Origin of the sequence: Undibacterium sp. TC4M20W (assembly GCF_049340245.1) — a bacterium.
Classification (GTDB): Bacteria; Pseudomonadota; Gammaproteobacteria; order Burkholderiales; family Burkholderiaceae_D; genus Undibacterium.
The window spans coordinates 86,915-111,568 of the sequence record NZ_JBMPPI010000011.1 but is presented as its reverse complement, the minus strand read 5'-3'; the positions used below and the strand labels follow the sequence as shown (position 1 = coordinate 111,568).

The 24,654-nt window shown below is 50.8% G+C and carries 23 protein-coding genes; 6 read left to right on the top strand and 17 right to left on the bottom strand.

All coding sequences use genetic code 11. The features are described 5' to 3' along the window. Positions 1–38: 38 nt before the first annotated feature. The gene (locus ACO0LL_RS15340; RefSeq protein WP_422951717.1) at positions 39–1,868 is read right to left on the bottom strand and encodes an AMP-dependent synthetase/ligase; all 1,830 of its coding nucleotides are present in this window, start codon (positions 1,866–1,868) and stop codon (positions 39–41) included. Between the two features lie 159 nt (positions 1,869–2,027). Further along, entirely contained in the window at positions 2,028–2,267 is a 240-nt protein-coding gene (locus ACO0LL_RS15335) for a zinc finger Ran-binding domain-containing protein (protein WP_422951716.1), read from the bottom strand. Positions 2,268–2,480: 213 nt separating this feature from the next. On the opposite strand from ACO0LL_RS15335, the gene ACO0LL_RS15330 reads away from it, so the two are divergent. After that, complete coding sequence (locus ACO0LL_RS15330) at positions 2,481–3,134, top strand: LysE family translocator (RefSeq protein WP_422951715.1); 654 nt, start codon at positions 2,481–2,483, stop codon at positions 3,132–3,134. A gap of 120 nt (positions 3,135–3,254) precedes the next feature. Here the strand turns inward: ACO0LL_RS15330 and ACO0LL_RS15325 are convergent, their stop codons facing one another. Next, positions 3,255–3,713, bottom strand: a complete 459-nt coding sequence (locus tag ACO0LL_RS15325) for an Lrp/AsnC ligand binding domain-containing protein (protein ID WP_110254407.1) — start codon at positions 3,711–3,713, stop codon at positions 3,255–3,257. A gap of 150 nt (positions 3,714–3,863) precedes the next feature. On the opposite strand from ACO0LL_RS15325, the gene putA reads away from it, so the two are divergent. Further along, positions 3,864–7,523 carry a trifunctional transcriptional regulator/proline dehydrogenase/L-glutamate gamma-semialdehyde dehydrogenase gene (gene putA / locus ACO0LL_RS15320; RefSeq protein WP_422951714.1) on the top strand — a complete coding sequence of 1,220 codons (3,660 nt, stop codon included), beginning with the start codon at positions 3,864–3,866 and terminating at the stop codon, positions 7,521–7,523. A gap of 41 nt (positions 7,524–7,564) precedes the next feature. Here putA and ACO0LL_RS15315 read toward each other — a convergent pair whose 3' ends face one another. Further along, positions 7,565–8,266, bottom strand: a complete 702-nt coding sequence (locus ACO0LL_RS15315) for an AraC family transcriptional regulator (protein ID WP_422951713.1) — start codon at positions 8,264–8,266, stop codon at positions 7,565–7,567. Positions 8,267–8,434: 168 nt separating this feature from the next. Here ACO0LL_RS15315 and ACO0LL_RS15310 point away from each other — a divergent pair, with 168 nt between their 5' ends. Next, on the top strand, positions 8,435–9,388 hold the full coding sequence (locus ACO0LL_RS15310; protein WP_422951712.1) for an NADP-dependent oxidoreductase: 954 nt from the start codon (positions 8,435–8,437) through the stop codon (positions 9,386–9,388). Positions 9,389–9,399: 11 nt separating this feature from the next. Then, positions 9,400–10,053 carry a TetR family transcriptional regulator gene (locus tag ACO0LL_RS15305; protein ID WP_422951711.1) on the top strand — a complete coding sequence of 218 codons (654 nt, stop codon included), beginning with the start codon at positions 9,400–9,402 and terminating at the stop codon, positions 10,051–10,053. A 70-nt stretch (positions 10,054–10,123) separates the two neighbouring features. Here the strand turns inward: ACO0LL_RS15305 and ACO0LL_RS15300 are convergent, their stop codons facing one another. The 9 genes from ACO0LL_RS15300 to glpK all read right to left on the bottom strand — a co-directional run bounded on the left by ACO0LL_RS15300 (position 10,124) and on the right by glpK (position 19,945). Then, positions 10,124–11,341, bottom strand: coding sequence for an arabinose transporter (locus ACO0LL_RS15300; protein WP_422951710.1), 1,218 nt, complete (start codon positions 11,339–11,341; stop codon positions 10,124–10,126). A gap of 229 nt (positions 11,342–11,570) precedes the next feature. After that, complete coding sequence (locus ACO0LL_RS15295; protein ID WP_422951709.1) at positions 11,571–11,921, bottom strand: hypothetical protein; 351 nt, start codon at positions 11,919–11,921, stop codon at positions 11,571–11,573. A gap of 63 nt (positions 11,922–11,984) precedes the next feature. Then, the gene (locus ACO0LL_RS15290) at positions 11,985–13,259 is read right to left on the bottom strand and encodes a glycosyltransferase (protein ID WP_422951708.1); all 1,275 of its coding nucleotides are present in this window, start codon (positions 13,257–13,259) and stop codon (positions 11,985–11,987) included. A gap of 114 nt (positions 13,260–13,373) precedes the next feature. Continuing rightward, complete coding sequence (locus ACO0LL_RS15285; protein WP_422951707.1) at positions 13,374–13,883, bottom strand: DUF2059 domain-containing protein; 510 nt, start codon at positions 13,881–13,883, stop codon at positions 13,374–13,376. Positions 13,884–14,807: 924 nt separating this feature from the next. Then, positions 14,808–15,932, bottom strand: coding sequence for a hypothetical protein (locus ACO0LL_RS15280; RefSeq protein ID WP_422951706.1), 1,125 nt, complete (start codon positions 15,930–15,932; stop codon positions 14,808–14,810). Positions 15,933–15,940: 8 nt separating this feature from the next. After that, entirely contained in the window at positions 15,941–17,155 is a 1,215-nt protein-coding gene (locus ACO0LL_RS15275) for a DUF3419 family protein (RefSeq protein ID WP_422951705.1), read from the bottom strand. Positions 17,156–17,387: 232 nt separating this feature from the next. Next, positions 17,388–17,771: a hypothetical protein gene (locus tag ACO0LL_RS15270; RefSeq protein ID WP_422951704.1), complete on the bottom strand. Its 384-nt coding sequence runs from the start codon at positions 17,769–17,771 to the stop codon at positions 17,388–17,390. 48 nt (positions 17,772–17,819) lie between these two features. Next, positions 17,820–18,350, bottom strand: coding sequence for an SRPBCC family protein (locus ACO0LL_RS15265; protein ID WP_422951703.1), 531 nt, complete (start codon positions 18,348–18,350; stop codon positions 17,820–17,822). A 125-nt stretch (positions 18,351–18,475) separates the two neighbouring features. Continuing rightward, positions 18,476–19,945, bottom strand: a complete 1,470-nt coding sequence (gene glpK / locus ACO0LL_RS15260; RefSeq protein WP_422951702.1) for a glycerol kinase GlpK — start codon at positions 19,943–19,945, stop codon at positions 18,476–18,478. Positions 19,946–20,120: 175 nt separating this feature from the next. On the opposite strand from glpK, the gene ACO0LL_RS15255 reads away from it, so the two are divergent. Further along, the gene (locus ACO0LL_RS15255) at positions 20,121–20,405 is read left to right on the top strand and encodes a hypothetical protein (protein ID WP_422951701.1); all 285 of its coding nucleotides are present in this window, start codon (positions 20,121–20,123) and stop codon (positions 20,403–20,405) included. A gap of 27 nt (positions 20,406–20,432) precedes the next feature. Here ACO0LL_RS15255 and ACO0LL_RS15250 read toward each other — a convergent pair whose 3' ends face one another. The 4 genes from ACO0LL_RS15250 to ACO0LL_RS15235 all read right to left on the bottom strand — a co-directional run bounded on the left by ACO0LL_RS15250 (position 20,433) and on the right by ACO0LL_RS15235 (position 22,942). Further along, entirely contained in the window at positions 20,433–20,879 is a 447-nt protein-coding gene (locus ACO0LL_RS15250) for an FKBP-type peptidyl-prolyl cis-trans isomerase (protein ID WP_422951700.1), read from the bottom strand. Positions 20,880–20,936: 57 nt separating this feature from the next. Further along, positions 20,937–21,212, bottom strand: a complete 276-nt coding sequence (locus ACO0LL_RS15245) for a hypothetical protein (RefSeq protein ID WP_422951699.1) — start codon at positions 21,210–21,212, stop codon at positions 20,937–20,939. Then, positions 21,212–21,940 carry a substrate-binding periplasmic protein gene (locus ACO0LL_RS15240; RefSeq protein WP_422951698.1) on the bottom strand — a complete coding sequence of 243 codons (729 nt, stop codon included), beginning with the start codon at positions 21,938–21,940 and terminating at the stop codon, positions 21,212–21,214. Before ACO0LL_RS15240 ends, ACO0LL_RS15245 begins: the two co-directional genes overlap by 1 nt. Positions 21,941–22,057: 117 nt before the next feature. Then, entirely contained in the window at positions 22,058–22,942 is an 885-nt protein-coding gene (locus ACO0LL_RS15235; RefSeq protein ID WP_422951697.1) for a LysR family transcriptional regulator, read from the bottom strand. Positions 22,943–23,055: 113 nt separating this feature from the next. On the opposite strand from ACO0LL_RS15235, the gene ACO0LL_RS15230 reads away from it, so the two are divergent. Continuing rightward, complete coding sequence (locus tag ACO0LL_RS15230) at positions 23,056–24,552, top strand: CoA-acylating methylmalonate-semialdehyde dehydrogenase (protein WP_422951696.1); 1,497 nt, start codon at positions 23,056–23,058, stop codon at positions 24,550–24,552. Positions 24,553–24,654 lie beyond the last annotated feature (102 nt).

Genomic DNA, 24,654 nt, shown 5'->3' with positions numbered 1-24,654 from the left:
TGATGCTGCGGACGTGCAGCATCAGTCCTGTGCATAAATCAACGCTTATACACAGCCTCAATGTCCGCGGCAAAATGCGCGAGCAAATTATTGCGCTTGAGCTTCAGGGTAGGTGTGATCAGGGTATTTTCCACCGTCCATGGTTCCAGCGTCAAAATCGCGGCGCGTGGTTGTGCATAGTAAGGAAAACCTTTGGTCAGCGCCTTGATACGTTGCACCACTGCTTTTTGTGCCTGGGGTGATTTCAGACTGGCGGCATCACTTGGATTCAGGCCCAGCGAGCTCGACAGCTCCAGCCAGTAAGCACGGCTCAGCACAACGGCACAGGCGATGAAGGGAGCGTTCTCACCAAAGGCATAGGCTTGCTCAAACACGGCATCATTCATGATCGCCAGTTCCAGATCAACCGGGGCGATTTTTTCACCAGTGGAGGTGACGATGATTTCCTTGACGCGACCAAGAATACGCACACGGCCATCAACGATGGAAGCCTGGTCGCCGGTGCGCAGCCAGCCATCAATAAAGGTCTTGGCAGTATCTTCTTCACGCTTCCAGTAGCCGCGCATGACATTCGGTCCACGCACCTGCAGTTCTGCATTTTCTCCTATACGCACTTCTACCTTTTCCACTGCCCGGCCTACGGTGGCTGGGTCATTATCATCGGGCGCATTGAAGGCAACGACAGGCGCAGTCTCAGTCATGCCATAACCCTGCACGATAGGGATACCAAGACCCAGGAAGCATTGCGAAATTGCCTGCGACAGTGCCGCACCACCACTGACCGCCACCCGCAGGCGGCCACCAAACTGGTTCTTGAGTTTGCTGGCGATCAGCGGCTCCAGCACCAGCCAGCGCAGGCTGTCGAACAAGGCTGTCATGCCATCACCCTTGAGCAAACCCTGCTCACGGCTGAAGCGGCGCCAGCCAGTGGCAATCGCCAGATTGAACAAATTTGCCTGTAGTTTGGAGGCCGACAGTTTGGTCTGGATCACGCCATACACGCGTTCATAAATACGCGGAACGGAAATCAGGATCGTCGGCCGTACTTCCAGCAAATCCTGCGGCAATTGCTTGACCGAGCGTGAGAAGGCCACGCAGGCACCCGCCGCAATCGGCAGGTAATAACCGGCAGTACGCTCAAAGGTATGCGACAAGGGCAGGAAAGATAAAAACACATCGCTAATAACTGGCGACACCCTGTGGACAACTGCCTTGACGTTGGATACCACATTCGTGTGCGTCAGCATGACGCCCTTGGGTTTGCCTGTCGTGCCGGAGGTATAGACCAGGGCTGCCAGGTCATCGGATACCGGGCCTTTTGCAGCGGCTTGCAGATGCGCTGCGCTGGCCAGCCATTCGTCGATTTGTACAACAGGAACACTGGCTGGCAAGGCTGCGGCATCCAGCTCTTTTTCCAGCACAACAACCTGGCGCAGAGCGGGCAAGTCCAGACCTGCACTGGCAATATCTTTCCATTGCCTGTCGCTTGCGGCGATTAAAAATGCAGCATCGCTGTCGCAGAGGATATAGGCAATACTGGCCGGGTTATCCAGCGCATGCATGGGCACAGGTACAAAACCACAAGCCTGCACGGCCTGGTCCATGCAGACTGCATGCAAGCCATTTGGCAGCAGGATGGCAATGCGGGAACCATGCTCAAGTGCCAGCGGTGACAAGGCCTTGATAAAACCCTGTACCCGCTCTTGCGTCTGTTGCCATGAATAAGATATCCACAGGCCCTGTGCATCATCGAATTGCCGGTAGGCTTCGGCATCAGGGGTTTGTGCTACCCGCCAGGCAAATAATTCTGCCAGGGTTTGCACTGTGGATAAGTCGGGAGTTGTTGCTGTTTGTGCAGAGTTAGACATGAAATGCTGAAGAAATTGAACAGTTGGCGGTCAGCCTTCACCGGCCCCGGTGAAAACGCTTATTTTTCGCTATTTGAACGAAAATGCACACCAAAAGCGTCATTATGCAACATTTTGAATAAAAGCTTATTGCCTGAGCTCAAAACACCCATTTCAAATTTATGCCGCCAATTTGAAGAAAAACACTATGCCGCCTATAAAAGACCAAAACAGCACGGTCATCGCCAGTTCGCGCGATATCTGCAAATCAATTTTACGCTGGCCTTTTGCATGCACTTCCATCTCGCTCACACTGGCAAAAGCAGCACAGCCACAAGCCTGGCACCGCGTTAAAGATTTGCCGTTTTCTGTGGTACATGCATGGCAAACCCAGTCGTAATCAAGTTGTTTTTTCATCATTGCTGTCTTTTAAAAATATGATCAATTCCAGTTCCACCAGTTGGGTGCGCCATGCGCACCATGCTTTTGAATCACGATAAAAAAACCGGTGCGCACGGCGCACCCACCGAAAACAAGCAACAGTCCTGGCAATGGTTTTACCGGTAAAACACGGCCCACTTCTGCGCAGATTATAATAAAGCCCTTGTCCGCCCATCCCACTCAGGAGTATCCATGTTAGGCACACAAGACCTCGTCCAGTTCATCATTGCCGGTATCTTGCTCAATATCGCCCCCGGCCCCGATTCCATCCTCATCATGACGCGTAGCGCAACGCAGGGCTGGCGTGCGGGTTCGGCGGCAGCGCTGGGCATAGGTGCGGGTACGCTGGTACATATCATGGCGGCGGCACTGGGTTTGTCGGCTTTGCTGGCGACTTCTGCCATGGCCTTCACTGTCGTTAAACTGGCAGGTGCGGCTTATCTATTGTATATAGGTGCATCCATGCTGTTTAGCAAGGCAAAATCTGCTGAACAAACGCAAGCGGACACAGAGGCCAAAGCCAGCCTGCCAGTACTCAGCCACCGCAAGATTTTCATGCAAGGGTTTTTGACGAATATCCTGAACCCGAAAGTCGCGATTTTCTTTCTGGCTTTCGTGCCGCAATTTATCGCTGCTGATGCCAGCAACAAACCTTTGGCCTTGATCGTGCTGGGTTGCATCTTTAATTTCAATGGCATGTTGTGGTGCCACTTCCTCGCTATCTCGACTGCATTTGCCAGACAGCGCATGCGTGTCAATCAAGCTGTCACGCTGTGGCTGAACCGCTTCATTGGTTTGATGTTTGTTTCTTTTGGTATCAAGCTGGCGCTGTCGGGCAAGCATTGATCAGGAATCAGGCGCGCAAATGAAAACATGCCGCATCCTCGAGAAATGCGGCATGAATGTCAGGCTGTGGATAAATCCCAAAGAGCCTGCAGAACCTGAAAAACACCAGTAATCAAATGCCTATTTAATCGGCAGGCAGCTGGTATTTTTAACTTCTTCCATCACTGCATAGGTATGCGTTTCACGCACACCGTTCAATTGCAGCAGGGATTTGCCCAAAAAGTCGCGGTAGGCATTCATGTCTTTGACACGTGCCTTGACGAGATAGTCAAAACCACCCGCCACCATATGACATTCCAGCACCTCAGGGATGGCTTGTACGCCACGCCGGAAAGCATCGAACACGTCTGGGGTCGTGCGGTCTAGCACAACTTCTATGAAAACCAGCAGGGCCACATCGAGCAGATGTGGATTGAGCTGGGCTGTGTATCCTAGTATGTAGCCGGACTCTTGCAGCTTGCGCACGCGTTCCAGGCAGGCAGCAGGGGAGAGGTTAACCCTTGTTGCCAGTTCTACATTACTGATACGGCCATCGTTTTGCAATTCGGCCAGAATTCTTTTACTGATTTTGTCGAGCATAAGAAGTCAAAAATCGTCAGTGTGGTGATTAATAATATTCGGCATAATTTTCTCACAAAATAGAAAATTTCGATATATGTTCTGATTTCCAGAATTAATCATCGAAGAGCATCTATACAATGAAATCATATTTGTTTTGATTATTTTTATATGATTGCGATCACCGTGCCAGCCAATAACCAGCCTTTTTCTGCCCTGCGGGCAGAGCTACTTCCCCCTGCCAGCCCTCTCAGAACTGCTATTACCGAAGCATACCGCCGATCCGAGCCAGATGCGGTGCAATGGCTGCTCGGCAATGTAAATGCCCATGAGGACCAGCAAAAGAGTGTTGCAGAACTGGCACACCGTCTGGTCAGCAATGTGCGCCAACAACGCACCCGCGCTTCTGGTGTTGATGCCCTGATGCATGAATTTTCACTGTCGTCGGAAGAAGGCGTGGCCCTGATGTGCCTGGCCGAGGCCTTGTTACGCATCCCCGATCATCAAACCGCCGACCGCCTGATTGCCGACAAAATCAGCAAGGGCGACTGGCGCAAACATCTGGGTGAATCACCCTCGCTGTTTGTGAATGCCGCCACCTGGGGCTTGCTGGTGACTGGCAAACTGGTCAGCACAAATAGCGAACAAAGCCTGGGTTCTGCGCTGACACGTTTGATCGCCAAGGGTGGTGAGCCACTGATACGCAAAGGCGTTGATATGGCCATGCGCATGTTGGGCAACCAGTTCGTCACCGGCCAGACCATAGAAGAAGCCCTGAAAAACAGCCAGGACAATGAAAAACGCGGTTATCGTTATTCTTATGACATGCTGGGTGAAGCAGCGCTGACCGCCAGGGATGCTGCCTTCTATTACAAGGCCTATGAAACAGCCATTCATGCGATAGGCAAGGCCTCGAATGGCCGCGGTATCAAGAATGGCCCCGGCATTTCCGTCAAACTGTCTGCCCTGCATCCGCGTTATTCCCGTGCCCAGCGTGAGCGCACGATGACTGAACTGTTGCCGCTGCTGAAAAAATTGCTGTTGTTGGCCAAGCAATACAACATAGGCCTGAATATCGACGCAGAAGAAACCGACAGGCTGGAATTGTCGCTGGACTTGATGGAAGCATTGGCCTTCGATGCCGACCTCAAAGGTTTTGAAGGCATAGGTTTTGTCGTACAGGGCTATCAAAAACGCTGCCCCTTCGTGATCGACTACCTGGTTGACCTGGCACGCCGCAGTGGTAGCAAGTTCATGGTGCGCCTGGTCAAGGGTGCATACTGGGATGCAGAAATCAAGCGTTCGCAAGTCGATGGCATGAGCGGCTTCCCGGTCTACACCCGCAAGGTCTACACCGATCTGTCTTATCTGACTTGTGCACAAAAACTGCTGGCAGCGACTGATGTGATTTATCCACAGTTCGCCACGCATAATGCCCTGACTTTATCGACCATTTATACCTGGGCACAAAAAGCCGGTATCACTGATTATGAATTCCAGTGCCTGCATGGCATGGGTGAGACCTTGTATGACCAGGTGGTAGGAAAAGACAAACTGGACAAGCCTTGCCGTATTTATGCCCCGGTAGGCTCTCACCAGACCTTGCTGGCTTACTTGGTACGCCGCCTGCTGGAAAATGGTGCTAACTCTTCCTTCGTCAACCAGATCGTTGATGAAAATGTGTCTATAGAATCCATGCTGGCCGACCCGATAGCCGTCTCGCGTGAACTCGGTGGTGCGCCACATGCAGCCATCGCCTTGCCCAAGGATTTGTTTGGCAAGGAAAGAAAAAATTCGTCTGGCCTGGATTTCTCGAATGAGCTGGAACTGCAAAAAATCAGCGCCCGCTTTGCCGAGAGTAGCCAACAAAGTTTGACAGCCGCGCCTATCCTGCATGGCCAGGTATCTGCGACGCAAACGCGCCCTGTGAATAACCCTGCCAACCAGCTGGATGTCGTTGGCGAGGTCATAGAAGCCGATGCCCAGGATGTGCAAACCGCCCTGCACGCGGCAGAACAATATGCGATGGACTGGCAAACCACAGCACCGGTAGAACGCGCAGCCACCCTGAAAAAAGCCGCTGATTTGCTGGAAGCGCAAACCCTGGATTTCATGGCGCTGGCAATACGTGAAGCAGGTAAATCACTGCCGAATGCATTGGCAGAAGTGCGCGAAGCAGTAGACTTTTTGCGTTATTACGCCGCCCAGGTAGAGAGCCACGCAAATACCCAGGCGCTGGGTCCGGTCGTCTGTATCAGCCCATGGAATTTCCCGCTGGCGATCTTCATTGGTGAAGTCAGCGCGGCATTGGCCGCAGGGAATGTGGTGCTGGCCAAACCGGCAGAACAAACCCCGCTGATCGCCTATCGCGCCATACAACTGATGCATGAAGCTGGTGTGCCACGTGGTGCCCTGCAATTCTTGCCAGGCACGGGTGAAGTCGTTGGCGCGCAGCTGGTGGCTGATCACCGCGTCAAGGGCGTGATCTTTACTGGCTCCACCGAAGTCGCACAAATCATCAACCGCACACTGGCGAAACGTGCGGTGGCGGAAGGCATCGATATCCCGCTGATTGCAGAAACCGGTGGCCAAAATGCCATGATCGTTGACAGCAGTGCCTTGCCTGAGCAAGTCGTCAATGATGTCTTGTCCTCAGCTTTTGACAGTGCTGGCCAGCGTTGCTCAGCCCTGCGCGTACTGTGCCTGCAAGAAGATATAGCCGACAAGACCATAGAAATGCTGCACGGCGCCATGCAGGAATTGCGTATAGGCCAGCCAGACCGCCTGGGCATTGATATCGGCCCTGTCATCGATGCCGAAGCGCAAAACAATCTGATGAGCCATATCAATGGCATGCGTGGCAAGGCCAGGTCCTTCTATACCCTGGATCTGGCAGCCAACTGCCGCGCCGGTACCTTTGTTGCGCCTACCGTCATAGAAATCGCTAATCTCGACGATCTGAAAAAAGAAGTCTTCGGCCCTGTACTGCATGTCCTGCGTTACAAGCGCAATGACTTGCCTGCATTGATAGACCAGATCAATGGCACCGGTTTTGGCCTGACGCTGGGCATCCATACCCGCATTGATGAAACCATTGATTTCATCATTTCCCGCGCCCACGTGGGCAATATCTATGTGAATCGCAATATCGTTGGTGCAGTAGTGGGTGTGCAGCCTTTTGGTGGTGAAGGCAAATCCGGTACCGGCCCCAAAGCTGGCGGCCCGCTGTACCTGAAGCGCCTGCAACGCACACCTGTGACTGGTCTGGGTGGACATACTGTGTATGAACGCCAGTCACCACCAGCGCTGGAAGCTTTGCTGGTCTGGGCGCAAAAACAGGGGCATCAAAAAATTGCCGAACTCGGTGAACATTATGCCCACAACAGCCCCTACAAAGTGACCCAGGTCTTGCCTGGCCCGACGGGTGAACGTAATACCCTGTCGTTTGCGCCGCGTGGCCGCATCTTTTGCGCGGCAACAACAGTCAATTGCATCATCAACCAACTGGCGGCAACGCTAGCCACTGGCAACCTGCCAGTACTGCCTGCACAAACCATGGCTATCCTGCCTGCCGGTTTGCCAGCCGAAGTCAGCAAACTCATCATTGCTGCCGAAGCAGAAAAATGCGGTGCCCAACTGGCCCTGGTGGAAGGCGGCTTGCTGTCGCATTACAAACTCTTGTTTGCAGGTCTGGATGACGCTATCGTCTCCGTTGTCGAAACCCATGACCATGCAGAAATACCCTTGTGGCGTCTGATGGCTGAACGGGCACTCTGTGTGAATACCACCGCTGCCGGTGGCAATGCGAGTTTGATGACACTGGCGACCTGATCGTTTTCTATGCTGTTGCTGTAAAGAAAAAGCTCCTGATCTCAGGAGCTTTTTTTATCTGCGGTGCCAATAAAATCCGTCGGTGTCAGCATCGTGACCTGACGGAAGGCACATGAAAACGAGGCTGTACTGGCAAACCCGAGTTCTGCTGCTACCTGTGCAATCGCTACTCCCCGGGCTAGTCTGTCCATCGCGAGCACGATACGCGCCCGCTGCCGCCAAAGTTTGAAAGTGAGCCCGGTTTCGGCCTGGAACACACGGCTCAAGGTGCGCACTGAGGTGGCGGCGCGTGAGGCTATTTCATTCACACTCAATTGGTTACGACGGTCGCCAAAAGCGACATTGGCAATGCGCCGTCCAACGGCGCTCTTTGGCAGAGGAAGAAACGTAGGCGCATGCTCTATTTCAGTCAGTTCGTGCAGCATCAACCTGACGACAAGTTCGCTCTTGTCCGCTGTGGTATTGGCTGCAAAAGCGGTGTCAAGGAGGGTGCGCATGAGCGGGGTTATCCGCAATGCAAATGCGCGCTCCAGCGGTATTGGCGGCGCCCAGGCTTTTATGATGGATGGTTCCCAGTGCACCATCCAGAGTTCGGCATCCGTCAGCACCTCGACATGGTGCTCAACTCCTGCCGGTATCCACACTGCAAGCTGGCTGGGCACGAGCCAGCGCCCCTCTACTGTATGTACTTGTACCATCCCCGAGGCGGCGAAGGTCAGCTGCGCCTGTCCATGGGAATGCATGGGTTCGCCGCCGCCCTGCAATTTGACGCCTCGGTGAAGACTAAAGGATGCTTGCTGCAAATTGGCCTTTCAGCGATGCATGCTGGCATCACATCGTAAAGCCCTTAGCCTATCATGGCTGCACCAAGCGGGAACAAATTTAGAACAAATTGAGCCGAGGAATAAAGCATGAACGAAAATATGAGCAAAAACATCAGCGAAAAAATGAGAGCAATCGTGATCAATGAATATGGTGACAATGATGTGGTGAATTGCATAGAGATTGATCGCCCTGAAGTTGGAGATGGTGAGGTTTGGGTGAAAGTGCATGCAGCCGGTATTAATCCGGTAGATTGGAAAATCCGGGATGGTGCGGGTGAGCGTATGGGCATGACTTTGCCCATATATTTGGGCAGCGAATTGAGCGGCACCATCGTAAAGCTGGGCCACGGCGTCACCAGCCTGACGCAAGGAGATGCGGTTTACGGCATTGTCAAATCCGGTGCTTTTGCTGACTATGCCGTGGTCAAGGCAGCCGATATGGTCATTAAACCTGCGCAGCTTGATTTCATTCATGCGGCGGCCGTTCCTCTTGCGTCCCTGACTGCATGGCAGGCAATGTTCGATCTGGCAAAACTCACCAGCGGACAACGCCTGTTGATTACCGGCGGTTCTGGCGGTGTTGGTTCCATGGCGATCCAGCTGGCCAAGGCTGCAGGCGCACATGTGACAGCCATGGCTTCGCAACGCAACGAGGAATTTGTTCGCAGCCTGGGTGCGGATGCTTTTATCGACTACACTGCACAAGCATTCGAGCGGGTAGTGCGGGACATCGATGTGGTTTTCGACACTGTTGGTGGTGATACTTTTAAGCGGGCATTTTCTACGCTTAAAAAAGGAGGTTTTTTAGTCACCTCGGTAGCCTTCCCTAAAGACGAAAACGTGCAACATGATGTAAGCGTAGCGCGGGTACAGTGCAAGCCTGACTCAGGACAGCTTGAGTCCATCAGCAAATTGCTTGCAGCAGTTAAATTAAAGGCATATGTGGAGACCGTCTTGCCACTAGTCAAAATCAAGGAAGCTTTTGAACTTTCCGCGAGCGGACGTACCCGCGGTAAAATTGTACTGGACCTTAATGCGTGATTCATATTTTCATGAGCAAACCCCGGACTCCTCCTATTTCTTCAAGAAAGCGGCCCCAGCAAAGTCGCTCGGCTGATCTGGTCGCAACCATACTGGAAGCGGCCCTCCAGGTTTTACAGCGCGAAGGCGCACAAAAATTTACCACGGCGCGGGTAGCAGAAAGAGCCGGCGTCAGCGTGGGTTCTGTGTATCAGTATTTCCCCAACAAGGCGGCCATTCTGTTTCGCCTGCAAAGTGATGAATGGCGGCAGACTGGCGGCATGTTGCGCGAGATATTGCAGGATACCCAGCAGGCACCGCTGGAGCGCTTACGTAGCCTGGTCCATGCTTTCATTCGTTCAGAATGTGAAGAAGCACAGATGCGCAACGCCCTGACCGATATCGCCCCGCAGTATAACGATGATCCTGAAGCACAGGAAGCATGGCAATACTGGGACCAGACCATGCAGGTATTTATTGAAGAATTGCTGCCCACGGCAACAGCAGCAACACGTTCCATCGTTGAAGAACTGATTTCCACCACGCTCAGCAGTGCCGGTGAACATGTGTCGACAAATGGCTATCCAACTGACAGAATAGATGACTATGCGGATGCCATGGCAGATATGTTTTGTGTTTACCTGAGCAGCGTCAAAAGCAAAAAGGAAATTGATCAGGCTTCATGAACGCCTGATCAATTGATGTAGTACCCATGTCGCGGTGTGCGAATGGTGCACCCTACAAAATTTAAACACCTTATGCACTTGCAGATGCTTTGCCCAGCAAACGCACAGCCACCAGTAAAGACATAGCCACAGCTACGCTGGCTGCCAGGAAAACAGCATCCACACCCCAATGCCCGGCGATAAAACCTGCCAATGGACTGACTATGCCCAGCGACATATCAAGAAAAGCGACATAGGCACCCATGGCAACGCTGCGGCTTTGCGGTGGAGCACGGCGCGCAGCTTCTACACCGAAACCGGGGAAGGCCAGTGAATAGCCAAAGCCTGTCAAAGCAACGCCTATGTATGCCATGCTGGCCGTATCAGCCCACCAGATCAACAGTAGCCCGGCAGCTTCTATCACGACATTGACGAGTGCGACCCTGGCACCACCAAGCTTGTCTGGCAAATGACCAAATAATATCCTGGCACCGATGAAAGCTACACCAAAGAAGGTAAATGCAAGCGAAGAATTACCCCAGTTTTTTGCTGCAAACAACAAGGCAGAAAAAGCCGTGATCACACCAAAACCTATACTGGCCAGTGCCAGGCCCAGGCCGGGTACCATGACTGTACTCAATACCTTGTAAAAAGGCATGCGGGTAGTAGCTGTCGGTGGGATAGAAGGTATATATAAAGCTACCAGCAACGCCACTACCGGCGTGCAAATAGTCGCAATGCCTATGCCGGCAAATCCCAATTGCGCATGGATGGTCACACCTGCCGGTGCACCGAAGGCAAATGCACCGTAGATGGCGATGCCTACCCAGGCCATGACCTTGCCTGCATTTTGCGGCCCGACTAGGCCTATGCCCCAGCCCAGGGCTCCGGTGACCATGAGGCTCTCACCTATGGCCAGCAAGACACGGCCAGCCAACAATATCCACACCGATACCACCGGTGTAGTAACAAAGGGCAGTGATGCCAGATACACCAGACCTGAGCTGGCAATAATCACGGCCCCCGTGAGTACTGCCCGTTTGGTACCACGCATATCGGCAAAATTGCCAGCCCAGGCGCGTGACAGCAGGGCGACGGTAAATTGTGCACCGATGACCAGGCCTACGACCAGGGTACTCATGCCCAGGCTGTTATGCAGGTACAACGGCAATACGGGTAGCTGCATACCCATGGTCAGAAAGCCGATAAAAACTGCCAGTGTCAGAGGCAGCAATTTCAGAAAAACACTGCCGCCAGCGACAGCGGGTGCTGCAGACAATGGTGGCGAAGATTGAGAAGATAAAGACATAAAAAACTCCAGACATAATCGTGTGATTGATGCTGGATATGATAAAAGTCTTCACTCTGGTCGAATAGTCGCGTAATTTTAGCCGCGCGAAACTGCCTTGTGAGCCAGGCAGGACGTGGCTTTACGAGTTTTTTGGATACTTGTTTTTTTGCAGGCGATGCGAAGTATTCGCGTTTTAAATGGATGTAGAGATGCTCGCTTGTGTAACGGGAAATTAAATTTTTATCGATTATTGATCGCTTTCATAAAAATAATTTCTATCTTTCTCTAACAGGCTGTCTATGATTTCCAGCTTGTCTTGCGACAGTTTTTGTAAGTCTTCACGTTTGACCAAGTTTTGAAAAACGAGTTGAGCCAGCAATAATGGTAATCGTGAATAACGATAATCATATTTTGTATCTATTCTTTTCCTGGCTTTCTGTAGATAGGCTTCTATTTCCCACAACTCATCCGGAGAGTTGACAGCATTGGCAAGTTCTTTAAATCTTGCCGTGATCGCTGCCATTTCCTTTTGCAATGCGTTGTCATACGCCGCCCTTGCAACTTTCTTTTCTGTATCTGACCACTTGAAATCGTACATAAGAAAACCTATAGACAATAATAAGCTGTGGATAAGTTTGGCTATTTAAATTTAACGCGGAATTTATAGTTTCTGTTTTAATTCTATCGCTTCAATCGCATCACATAAAGAATCTGCATGGCCAGTTTGATTGAATTTCTGAGCAAGGATTGCGCAATTGGTTTTGATTGATGCAGAGCCCAGCAGTTGTGACAGGCTGTGCGTCAATTTTCCAGCAGTCAGACGCGACATGCGCAGAAAATCACCTGCACCCAGATTTTGTACACGCGCAGCATTGTCGAACTGGTCAAATGCCAGCGGCGTCAGCAATTGCGGTATGCCTGCTCTTAGCGCTTCTGCCGTCGTACCTATGCCGCCATGGTGTATCAGCGCTGATGCACGCGGCAAGATGCTGCGCAATGGCAGATAACTTTGCCAGAGTATATCAGCCGGCAGGACAGAGGCGATCTGCTCACGGTGAGTACTCAGGAATATCGCCCGCAAACCCAGTTTTTGCACTGCCTGCTGTGCACATTCAAAATAATGACTTGCCTGTATGTTCCCTGAACCTGGGGTAAAAATGGCAGGTGCAGGCCCTGAGGCCAGAAATTCTTCGAGCTCTGTGGATAAGTCTGTAGCCGGACTGCTGTCATAGAGCTGGAATTCTCCCATTGCCATAGTTGTCGGCCAGTCTGGCTGTACTGCGGCAAACCATGCAGGGAAAAAACTGATACTCAGGTCTGGTACTTCATACATATACGGTGCGAGGCTGGTAATCGGTGGCAGATTCCTGGCCAACCTGGCCTGATTGACCATAGGTACAGCTACCGGATCAACAAAATTTTTATCTGCGTAAGCCCAAAGCCAGTGACGCATCCATACCGGCAACCAGCGCGGTATGAATAAATCCCCCATGACCAGGGGATCATGCACAGTTCTTAAATTGGATGGCGCCAGATAAGCTGCGACGATGGGAATATCCGGACGGAAGCTGCGCACCAGGTCTGCTGCTGCCAGACCAAGAGGGTGGCTGATCAATACACAATCCTGATCGGATGGCAGGGTAGCAAAGTAATCAGGTATTTCTTTAAATACGCATTTGCATGAGGCAAGTACTACCGCCATGCCTGTGCGTGTATTCCACATATCTGGATTATGCAAGGCAGCGTCATAGTCTTCTTGCCTGCCCAGCACTTCATAGGCAATCCCGGCCATCTCTGCATGCCGGGCATGTACCGGGGACACTAGCATGGTGACTTTGTGCCCGCGTCTCTGCATTTCAGTAGCCAGACTCAGAAAAGGGAAGATATCCCCAAGAGTGCCCATGCCCAGGAAAATGAAATGCCTGGTGTCAGTCATTGCGCCCTTGCTCGTGCTGTTTTATTTTTGTAAGCAGGGCACATTTCATAAAAATTACTAAAATCCGTTAATTTCTCTTATTTGTATCTAAAACATAAAAAAAATTTCTGCAATTTATTTATTTTTTTCCAGCTCACGGAATTCTTCTGCCATTTTTTTGGACGCTTCCATCATTTTGTCCATCATGGGAGTGATCACTTTTTGCATTGCTCCCATGCTTTGCTGAACGATGACTGGAATTTTGCTGACATAAGCTTTGCCTGCTGGGGATCTGTAAAAAACAGCTATCCCGTCGACTTCTTCCTGACTCAGGGAATTTGAATAGATTTCAATAAAAATCGGTTCGAGTTTTTCCCATGTCATCTCTGACTTGTGGATATCTATGACTTTATCCCGAAACTTATCCAAGATTTTTTGCTGGTCAGCATTGATAGCTTGGTCTTTCAGGACAGCTTTCATCATGTTTTTCATGACGGCATCCATCTGCGCTTCGGTACTTTTCAGGATTTGCTGACTATTCGTCAATACCAGCAATTCCTTGACGGAGGCTTCAGTCGGTTTTTCTGCATGGGCAGCAGAGCAAGCCAGCACGGCTGAAAATAGTAAACCTGACCATAGTTTCATGGTGTTTTGTCCCTGAGGATTGAATGAGTAACGGATTCTACGACAGTTTTTTGCTTTTGTTTTTTTGCGTTTTTTGAGCTGTGGATACCTTTAACTTGAATAACTTTATATAAAAATAGTAATAGTTGTTAACGCAGGCATGTTGCTGTGGATAAGTCGGTAAACATCCACAGGATCAAGCGCTTAGGCAAATGATAAGGCGGTGATAAAAGTCTGTATATCCACAGGACAAAATCTGAACAGTAAACCTGCTGATCAGTGAATTCGGAGTTACACACAATAGATGCAGTGGATATCAGCAGACTTATCCACAAAGATTTTTTTAGAAATGTTGTTTTTCAACGTAAATTTTCAAAAGAAAGCTGATTTACAGCGCTGCAAGGAAGAATTTCAGGAAAAAAGTAGGTCGATGATCTCTTGCAAAGTCATGGACTGCGTTTTTTAAAGCAAGGCAATTTTCAAAACTTGAATTTGTCTGCAATAAAAAAAATGTGATGCCCTATTTTTTGGAGGCCAGGTTTTTTATGAAAAGTGTCTGGTGTTGACCAGCTGCTTTTTTTGAAAGATCGAATTGTAAATATCAAATTCCAAATTTTTTAATCAGGCGTTTTTTATTTGCATCAAAACCAGGTCTTTCAGAAAAAGTTTCCAGGGTTTTCCGAAAAGGGTTTAATTAAATAATTAGTTTATATATACATAGTAATAGTAGTTAACGTCGCGATTTTTTGTGGATAAGTCTTAATTTGTCCACAGAAACAAGCACTTAGTTCATGTATAGATGCACTGATAAGTCCTGTATGAAAAAAGGACGGTTTTGGGATAAGAAAAACCTCAGTCAGACTTTTCGTGGTTTTGCACAGTTCGTCCTGTGGATATGCATAGGCTTATCCACAGGACGAACATGTCTGTTTTTATATTTTTTACTTAAATCCCGTCCGCTTTTTTTAGGATTGCTGGCGCAAAAGTCCTGAGTAAACGGGCAAAAAGCGCAGTACTTTGTACTGCAGTTGTGGATAAGTGGCGGTTATAGATGGCGGTATATTCCAGTTGGGGCATGCCACCGCGTGCCCGTTTGAACTGGCTGGCACCTGAGCTGTAATGCAGTTTCAGCTTCTTGTCTCTGGCTGTTTTGAGTAATAAAGCCATCAATCTCCTATACAAACCCAGTTCTTTAGGCAGGCTGGTGTCATAACCTATCAAAGGTGTAGTCAGCCAGCCATTTTCCTGGTGGGTATAAATACCGAGCACACCGACCAGGCGGCCTTGCCAGCGCAATGCATGCATTTCCAGAAACTGGGTTTCCAGACAAAGCTCAAAGAAAGCGGCTGTGAAGTCTGGGTTCAGGTAAGAGTGTTTGTCGATGAAGAGCTGGCGGTAGAGTTGTTGCAAGACAGCGATATCCTGCATTTGCAAGTGTTCATGTGTCAGTACTTCTACTTCAGGATGATCGAGCAGGCGGGCATCCTGTTTCACATGATTGTGTTTCCAGACGCTGGTTTGTTGTGGATCGCACAGGTAGATCATGCGTCTGGGTAGTAATTGCCAGCCGGTAGCAAGCAGGCTGGCAGCCAGTTCAGGGTTTACCTGTGGACAGATATTGCGCATCATCAGTGGGCGCTGTGGATAAGTGCTTAGCAGCTTGTCGGTAGTTTGATTGATGTCATCTGCTGACCAGTCTGCGTACAAATTGGTGGAAACCAGGTGATTGGCAATAATCGCTGCCTGGTCCAGTTTACTGGCTTTGAACAGCGCAGAAAGTGGCCCAAGGATGGGACAACTAAGTAGTTTGATCGCTTGTGCCTTGGCTGGACTTGCGCCGCGCAGCAGCTCCTGGCGTGGATAACGCAACCAGGTTGAACGTGGACTGGCAACATAGCTTTCTTGCCAGTTGCTGCTGTCCAGCAAACTCACGGGCTGGCTTTGTCCGGCAATTTCTATGGCCTGGATGTCGCAAGTGGCATTGTGCAGCCAGTGCCGGCCACCGCGCGAACGCGCAGTCAGCAGCCACAGCGCATCTGCCACCACGCGTGGCGGTAAAGAGGTATGCAATTTACTGATTACATCTTGGTATATAGGTGCATGCCGCCATAGATGGCAGAGCGGTCAGTGGCATACAGGGCACGGTTATGCGCAACATCGGTATGCCAGACGGCCAGTATGTCTGCCGGTAACTTGGCTTCCAGCGGTGATTCGCTGCCACCGGTGCGGAATACCACTTTGGCTCCAGGTGCTGCAGTGCGCGTCACTTCTTGCCAGAGTTCTGTCAATTGTTGCTCATCCATCCAGTCCTGTGCATCAAGGAACAGATAGGCATCCATGGACGCCCGTGGCTGGCCACGCAAAAAATCAGTCAGGGTTTGATGATGCGGATGTAGCCTGTCTATATTGCGGCGTAGGGTATGGAAATGCTCCTGTTGCAGATACATGGGCAGCGCAGCCTGTTTTTTGGTGTCATAACGGCGGCCAAATGCCTGTTGGGCAAAACAGTTTTCTGCCAGAGGGAAATCACAGGCCAGGTGACGCATTCTTTCCTTGAACAAGAGATGCAGGCCGTTTTTGGCATCGTGTTTCAGTTCAGCAAACTGAGACGGCGGTATGCCCAGGCTATACAGGGCCAGGGGCTGGCTGGCGATCAGACGGAACAAGCGGGTCTCAAATACCGGGGCGACATATTGTTCAAATAGCTGAGCCTGTTCCTGCAGGTTGTTAGCCTGCATGAGCTTGCTCATGTCGCCACCCATCATGCGCACAAAGAAATGCGCAAAGCCGATGAAGTTACCCAGCAAGCCATGCTGATAAGCCTGGTTGGTAAAATAATGGTAGCGTGGTTTGCCTGACAAAGAGCGACTTTCCCAGAAGTTGCTGGCATCGTCTGACAATTGACTGCGTATATGACGCTTGTAGCGCTTCAGGTTATCTGGCTTGTCGGCATTACCCAGAAATGCCAGCACCGCATCATAGTCCGGCAAGTGCCTGATGGCAGTTTGCTTGATATTCAACATCGCCAGGTGTGCTGCATTCAAATCCACGGCATGCACTGCAGCCGGTTCAGCGGACAAATAAGCCAGGGCATTGCAGCCGCCGGAAGAAATGGTCAGGATATTCGCGCCTGGTTTCAGTTGCAGGGCATTCAGGTCAGCTTGTGGATCTTCCCAGATCTGGGCATACACAAGGCGGCTGAACCAGTGGGCAAACAATTTGTCTGCCAGGCCCTTGCGGCCAGACGTGGTGGAATTGAAAACGGCACTGTCTATCAAGGCTTTGCTGGACATGCTGGTCTCCGCTTATGGTTGTAGGTTAAGGGAGACTTTAGGACGCAGAGGTGACAGGTTAGTGACAGATTGATGAATATTATGTGAAAAACGTATAAGGACTTATAAAAACTCGCCCCAGCTGCGTTGCAGCTCCTAGCCGTACTAAAGTACTGTCTTCGTCGCTACGCCTTGCTGGGACGAGTTTGTATAAGTCCCCTTTTGTAGTCTTTTTCTTATTTAAATTCAGTGCTTAACTACCCCGCTCTGTGGATAAACGCCGGCGCCTGGCTTTGATGAACATCAGTAACTGATAAGCAAAATACAGCGAGGCCAGCACTGGCATGGAGGCGACCAGTATCCACAGGCCACCTGCCAGGGGGACCGGGCCTGACCATACCAGGATAGGTATATCAGGTTTATTGCTTTTTTCAGTGGCTGCTTGCTTGGGTGTGTCTATCTGTACACCAGAATTTTGCTTGGGTAAATCTTCTGGGGCAACGACGAATACCGCCTGCGTGCCTGGCGCTGCTTTGGCCGGGGCCGAAGTATTGCCAGCTGCTGCAGCGAAAACAGGGGAAGCTGGCAATGCGGTCAGCATCTGCAATGCCAGTATCAGGACATACTTGAGTTTCATTGATGCAATCGGGTAGAAGATGCGATGTAGTTTTGACTACAAGTGCAATTAGTTTTTCTCGGCGAACTTTTTCAGATTACTTAAGCCGGCTTCAAAATCGGGACCCACCATTTTATCCATAAATGGGGCAAATAGCTTCATCATGAAATTTCCTTCGCTGCTGCCTTCCATTTTCCAGGTGACTTTAGTGCCATCTGGCTGGGCTTCGAGCAGGAAACTGCCTGTTGATGGTTTGCCCATGCCTTCAAAATGCAGCTCATAATCAATTTCACGGAAAGGGCTGGCGTGGCTGAGTTTCATGCCGCCATTGCCTTGTGAAGCGCTTTTCCATTCCCAGGCAGCATTCGTGCCTGATTCCGGGCCAGAAAATTCCATTTTCATATTCGGGTCACGCTGGTTCCAGACTGACCAGTTTTTCCATTCCCTGGGTGTGGCGATCAGGGGGAATATCTTGGCCGGGGTGGAATGTATCTGGACACTGCGGCTGACCTTGTATTCATTTGGCAAGGCATAGGCGATTGCCAGTATCAGGGCGATGGCAATAATCAGTATGCCAGCAGACCATTTGATGATTTTCATTTTTTTCTCTCTTTTTAGTAAAAATGCCAGCTATAGGCTATAAAGCTGACTGTAAAACAGGCTGTGGATATCTTGTCTTTGGGAGATTTTACTTGTCTTGTTTTACTTGTCTTGTCTTAATTGTTTTATCTTACTTTCCCTATGGCGATTTCCCAGTTTTGCATGAGGCTGGCGGCTTCATCGCGGCTCATGGCTGGTGTAAATTGCGTCTCCATTTGCCACTGGTTTGCGCATTCTTCCATACTTTTATATACCCCAGCTCCCAAACCTGCCAGATAAGCGGCGCCCAGGGCCGTGGTTTCTGTGACTTTGGGGCGTATCACCGGTATGCCCAGCAAATCTGCCTGGAATTGCAACAGCATATTATTCGCTGCTGCACCGCCATCGACACGTAATTCCCTGATAGGGAAAACCGCGTCCCTGACCATGGCTTGCAGCAGGGCAGTACTTTGAAAGGCAATCGATTCCAGCGCGGCGCGGGCGATATGCGCGACGGTCGTACCACGGCTCAGGCCGAGGATGGCACCCTTGGCAGAGGGCACCCAGTAAGGCGCACCAAGGCCAGTGAAGGAAGGGACAAACACCACGCCACCAGAATCTGGCACGGTGGCCGCCAGTTGTTCTACATCGGTCGAATGCTGTATGGCTTTCAGACCATCCCTGAGCCATTGCACGACGGCTCCGCCGATGAAGACACTGCCCTCGAGGGCATATTGGGCGTGAGCATCGGTCTGGCAGGCTGCGGTGCTGATCAGGCCGTTTTGCGAATCTGGACATTGATCACCAGTGTGCATGAGCATGAAGCAGCCGGTGCCATAGGTATTTTTGGCCATGCCCGGGGTAAAGCAGGCCTGGCCAAACAAGGCAGCCTGCTGGTCTCCGGCAATGCCGGCAATCGGGATGGCGGCGCCCAGCAGCTTGCTATGGCCAAACTGGTGGCTGGACGGCAAGACTTCTGGCAGCAGCTTTTTGGGTATGTCAAACCAGCTCAGTAATTTTTCATCCCACTTGTTGTCGTGGATGTTGTACAGCATGGTGCGCGAAGCATTGCTGACATCGGTGACATGCAGTGCGCCTTCACTGAGTTGCCAGGCCAGCCAGCTGTCGATAGTGCCAAAAGCCAGTTCACCGGCATTTGCACGGCGGCGCGCGTCGGGAACATGATCAAGCAGCCACTTGAGTTTGGTGGCAGAAAAATACGGGTCAAGTATCAGGCCAGTCTTGGCTTGTATGCGTGGTGCATAGCCTTGCTGGCGCAATTCATCGCAATAAGCTTCTGTGCGGCGGTCTTGCCAGACGATGGCATGGTATAGCGGCTGGCCAGTTTTCCTGTCCCATAGCACCGTGGTTTCGCGCTGGTTGGTAATGCCTATGGCGGCGATGTCTTTTGCCTGCAAACCGGCTTTGCTCATGACTTGCTGGCAAGTGGCAAACTGGCTTTGCCAGATTTCCTGGGCGTCATGTTCTACCCAGCCTGGCTGCGGGAAAATCTGGCGGAATTCCTGCTGGGCAGTGGCAATCAATTCACCGCCTTCGTTAAAAATGATGCTGCGCGAGCTGGAAGTGCCCTGGTCTAGTGCAAGCAGATATGTCATAAAAATTCCTGGTGCATCTGGCCCGCCTGTGCGATTGCCAGAAAAATGCAGAATGAAAAATTTTCAGCCTGATGTTGACGTCTGGTTACAATTTTAGCCATTAGTACAATGGCAAACAGGATTGAATTTGATATAGTAGATTATTGATTTAATATTAAGCAAGAAAGGCAATTCTGTGGCGGGTTTACTTAATTTTTCTTTGACTTTACTGGTGCTGGTGTTTTTTGCTTTTGGCACCATGCGTAAAAGCCGCCGCTTGATCAATCTGTCTTTTTTTGCCATGGTCGCTGCCAGCCTGCTGGGCTGGTACCAGTATATTTTCCCTGCTGGCCTTAGCCTGCTGTTTTATGCAGGAACCCTGGCAACAGTGCTGGCGATCTCGGTATTCTTTTATGCCATTTATTCTTATGAATCTGTCTGGACAGACTTGCAGGAAATCAAAGCCAGACAGTTACCCTGAAGGCTAGGCTCCTGCGAATACAAGGTCTTATTTCACGTCCAGCAATTCAATATCAAAGATCAGATAGGCGTTCGGCGGTATCATGCCATTGCCTGCACCTGCGGCACCATAGCCTAATTCGGGCGGTATGACCAGGGTGCGCTTGCCACCAACCTTCATCCCTGCAACCCCTTGTTCCCAGCCTTTGATGACGCGGCCTGAGCCTATGGTGAAGGAGAAGGCTTGCTGGCCTACGGAACTATCAAACTTGTTACCACGTTCTCTGCTGGCAAAAGGATCATGCAGCCAGCCTGTGTAATGGACAAACACAGTATTACCAGGCAGGGCTTCTTTGCCGCCGCCGACTTTTTCATCGATTTTAGTCAGCCTGCTGATGACCACGCTGTCAGCAGCTTGTGCCTGGGTTGGTGCAGTCGATACGACGCCAGCGAACAAGCTGGTGGCGAGCAGGGCGGTAAGATAATGGTATTTCATAGAATTTTCCTTATAGATCAGACTTTTACTTCTGAAAACTTTTATTTCTGCAGGTTTTTATTTCTGTTTGGCTGCCGCGATTTTTTTCTCAAAAGCGACATCCAGTTTGCTGGCTTTTTTGGGAGCCTGTTTATGCAGGTTGTTAACATAAACGACAAATTCATCCATTTCCATGGCATCGCTGACGCTGGCGGGCAATTCGTCTGGCTGTTCGAGATTAGCCAGGGTCAGCGAAAAGCGGCCATCGGCGAGGCTGACCATGGAGTAGGGAGCATTATTGCTGCGTTCACGCAGGCGATTGACAGCATAGGCGGCCTTGGTTGATCTGGCCATTATTTGACTCCGTATTTGCGCATGATTTTTTCCATGGTGCCGTCATTATCCAGTTCTTTATTGATTTTGTTGTAGAGTTCTATGCGCTGTTTGTCCATGCGGACATTGCATAACATATTGAGTTCTACACTTTTCCATTTGATGGCACGCACAATATCATTGGCAAAGCCTTGCTGCTGGGCAAGGAACATGCCGTGTGACTCTGAGACTATCCAGTAGTTCAGCCGGCCATTCACCAGCAGGCGTGGATTGTCTTCATCCTGGCTCGCAAATTCTATTTTGTAGCCCTGTTCGTTGAGTTGCAAACCTGTGGCGGCATTTTTATAAGAGCCTATTGAATATGGCTTGGCATCTTCAAAATTCTTGAGGATACGGAGATCCATTTTGCGGCCATATAACACCCAATTGTCGTTGACCAGCGGGCCTACCCATTTATATGAATTCTCACGTTCAGGAGTACGGCGAAAGCCAAACAGACAGGTATTGTCATCATTCAGCGTGGAATTCAAACCGCGCGCCAGTGATGTGCTGCTGATGCTGTAATTGTCGCCTGCACGCTTGAGGATTTCCTGTATCTTTTCAGTCAATACACCCTGGATTTCACCGCTCTTGGGCTCGGTATGGGTGAAAGGTGCAAATTCCTGGATAAGCAGTTTGATCGTTTCTGCATGGCTGATGGCAGGAACGATGGCCAGAGATACAAGCAAACTGGATAACAGGAATTTCACGAACGATGTTTCCGAAATAGATGAGTGGTGGGAATATACCGCTGAATTTCCAATAAAGGCAGAAATTTTCTGGTTTTAAGCTCTTGTGTGCGGCTGGGGATACACTCTTGCAAACTTCTATACCCAGATCGTTTTCAACAAGGCAAAACTCGCTGCAATCATAGCTTCATGCTGGCGTTTTTCCTGACAGATGAAACTCAGTTCTGTCGTGATACTGACAGCATCAGCAATCACCAGGCCATGGGCATGGGCTTCGCGTATCGCAATGGCATCCCGTATCAGGCTCAGGCCAACGCCAGACTTGACCAGATCCAGCATGCTTGGTTCCTGATCTACCAGGGCGACCTTGTTGGGGGCTACCCCAAGCCCGGCAAAAATCTGGCTCAGTAACCGGTGGTGAGCAGACTCTGCCGGTGTCCACAGCCATGGCAATCTGGCCAGGCTGGCCCAGTCCTGGCCAGCAACCCGGTTTTTCCAACCCTTGGGTGCCACTACCCGGTAGGTAAATGGTGTCAGCACCTGGCTGTGGCAGGGTGTTTTGCCATCGTCCGGTGGCTGACCCAGATAAAAGCCCACATCCAGCGTACCCGCACGGATTTGTTGCAAGACCGTACCCGACATGCCTTGCTGCAACTTTGTGGATAACTGTGGATAAGTCTCGACCAGGCGTTTCAAAAAAATACCGAGTCGGGTGAACTCCGGGTCCAGTATCGTGCCTATCGCCAGCTCGCCAGAGATGGTGCTGTGCATGCTATGGGCGGCCTGGCGAAATTCGCCCATGCTGGCAATGACTTTTTCTGCATAGGGCAGGAGCTTGGCACCATCGTTGGACAGGCGCATGCCGCTGGCGCTGCGTGTGAATAAACTTAGTTGCAAGCTATCTTGCAGGGACTTGATCTGCAGACTGACGGCGGGCTGGGTCACATGCAATTGTTCTGCTGCCCGCGTCAGGTTACCTTCTTTCGCCACGGCGACAAAGGCACGTAGTTGTATCAAGTCCATTATCAGCAATCCTTATATTGCTATTGATAATAACTCATTGGATTTAGCAGAGCGAGTGAATTAATCTCTGTGCCACCGCAGAAAAAACTTCACATTACCCCTAAGGTTTACTTATGACATCCACAATCGCGCATTATATGAATGGCCAGGCTTATGCTTCTGCCAGTGGCCGCCAGCAAGATGTATTCAACCCTGCTACTGGCGAAGTGACAGGCAGTGTAGCCCTCGCCAGCCCGGAAGAAGTTGAGGCTGTCATCGCCGCTGCCAAGGCTGCCGCACCGGCGTGGGCAGAAACTGCGCCGCTAAAACGCGCCCGTGTGATGTTCAAGTTCAAGGAATTGCTGGACCAGCATCACAAGGAAATGGCGACCCTGATCACCCGCGAACATGGCAAGGTCTTGTCGGATGCCATGGGTGAAGTCACACGCGGCATAGAAATCGTTGAGTTCGCCTGCGGCATGCCGCAACTGTTGAAGTCGCAATTCTCGGACAATATCGGCGGCGGCATAGACAATTACAATCTGCGCCAACCTCTGGGTGTGACGGCTGGCATCACGCCTTTCAACTTCCCCTTCATGGTGCCTATGTGGATGGCACCGCTGGCGATAGCGACTGGCAATACCTTCATTTTGAAGCCTTCTGAGCGTGACCCTTCCTGCTCTTTGCTGATAGCTGACTTACTCAAAAAAGCCGGTTTGCCGGATGGGGTATTCAATGTCGTGCAGGGTGATAAAGTCGCTGTCGATGCGCTGCTGCAGCATCCCGATGTGTCGGCAATTTCTTTCGTAGGCTCTACTCCCATTGCTGAATACATCTACAGCGAAGGCACCCGCATGGGCAAGCGCGTGCAGGCTCTGGGCGGCGCAAAAAATCACCTGGTCTTCATGCCCGACGCCAATCTGGAACAAGCCGTCGATGCCCTGATGGGTGCAGCTTACGGTTCTGCCGGTGAACGTTGCATGGCGATCTCGGTCGCTGTTGCCGTTGGCAATGTAGCTGATAAATTAGTCGAAGCTTTAGTACCACGCGTGCAGGCCTTGAAGATCAAGAACGGCATGGAATCTGATGCCGAAATGGGCCCGGTAGTAACAGCCCAGCACAAAGCAAAAATCGAATCTTATATCGCTGAAGGTATAGCCGAAGGCGCGCAACTATTGGTCGATGGCCGTGGCCTCAAAGTGACTGGTCATGAGTCTGGTTTCTTCCTCGGCGGCTGTTTGTTTGATCATGTCAAAGAGGGCATGAAAATACACCGCGAAGAAATTTTTGGACCTGTCCTGTGCGTAGTCCGCGTCCCTGATTTTGCATCTGCCGTTGAACTCATCAACCGCCATGAATTTGGTAACGGCGTGTCCTTGTTTACCTCGGACGGCAACACCGCGCGCGAATTCTCACGCCGCATTCAGGTCGGCATGGTGGGCATTAACGTGCCTATCCCTGTGCCGATGGCATGGCATTCTTTTGGCGGCTGGAAGCGCTCTTTATTTGGCGATGTGCATGCCTATGGCGAAGAGGGCATACGTTTTTATACGCGCTATAAATCCATCATGCAGAGGTGGCCGGACAGCATAGATAAAGGGGCGGAGTTTACGATGCCGGTGGCGAAGTAACAGCGAGCAGGCTCCTTCTCCTTCAAGGAGAAGGTTGGGATGAGGATGGGGTTCTTTCGATAAGCGGCAATCAGATTGTCGTCGCTCCTGCTCAGGCAGGAG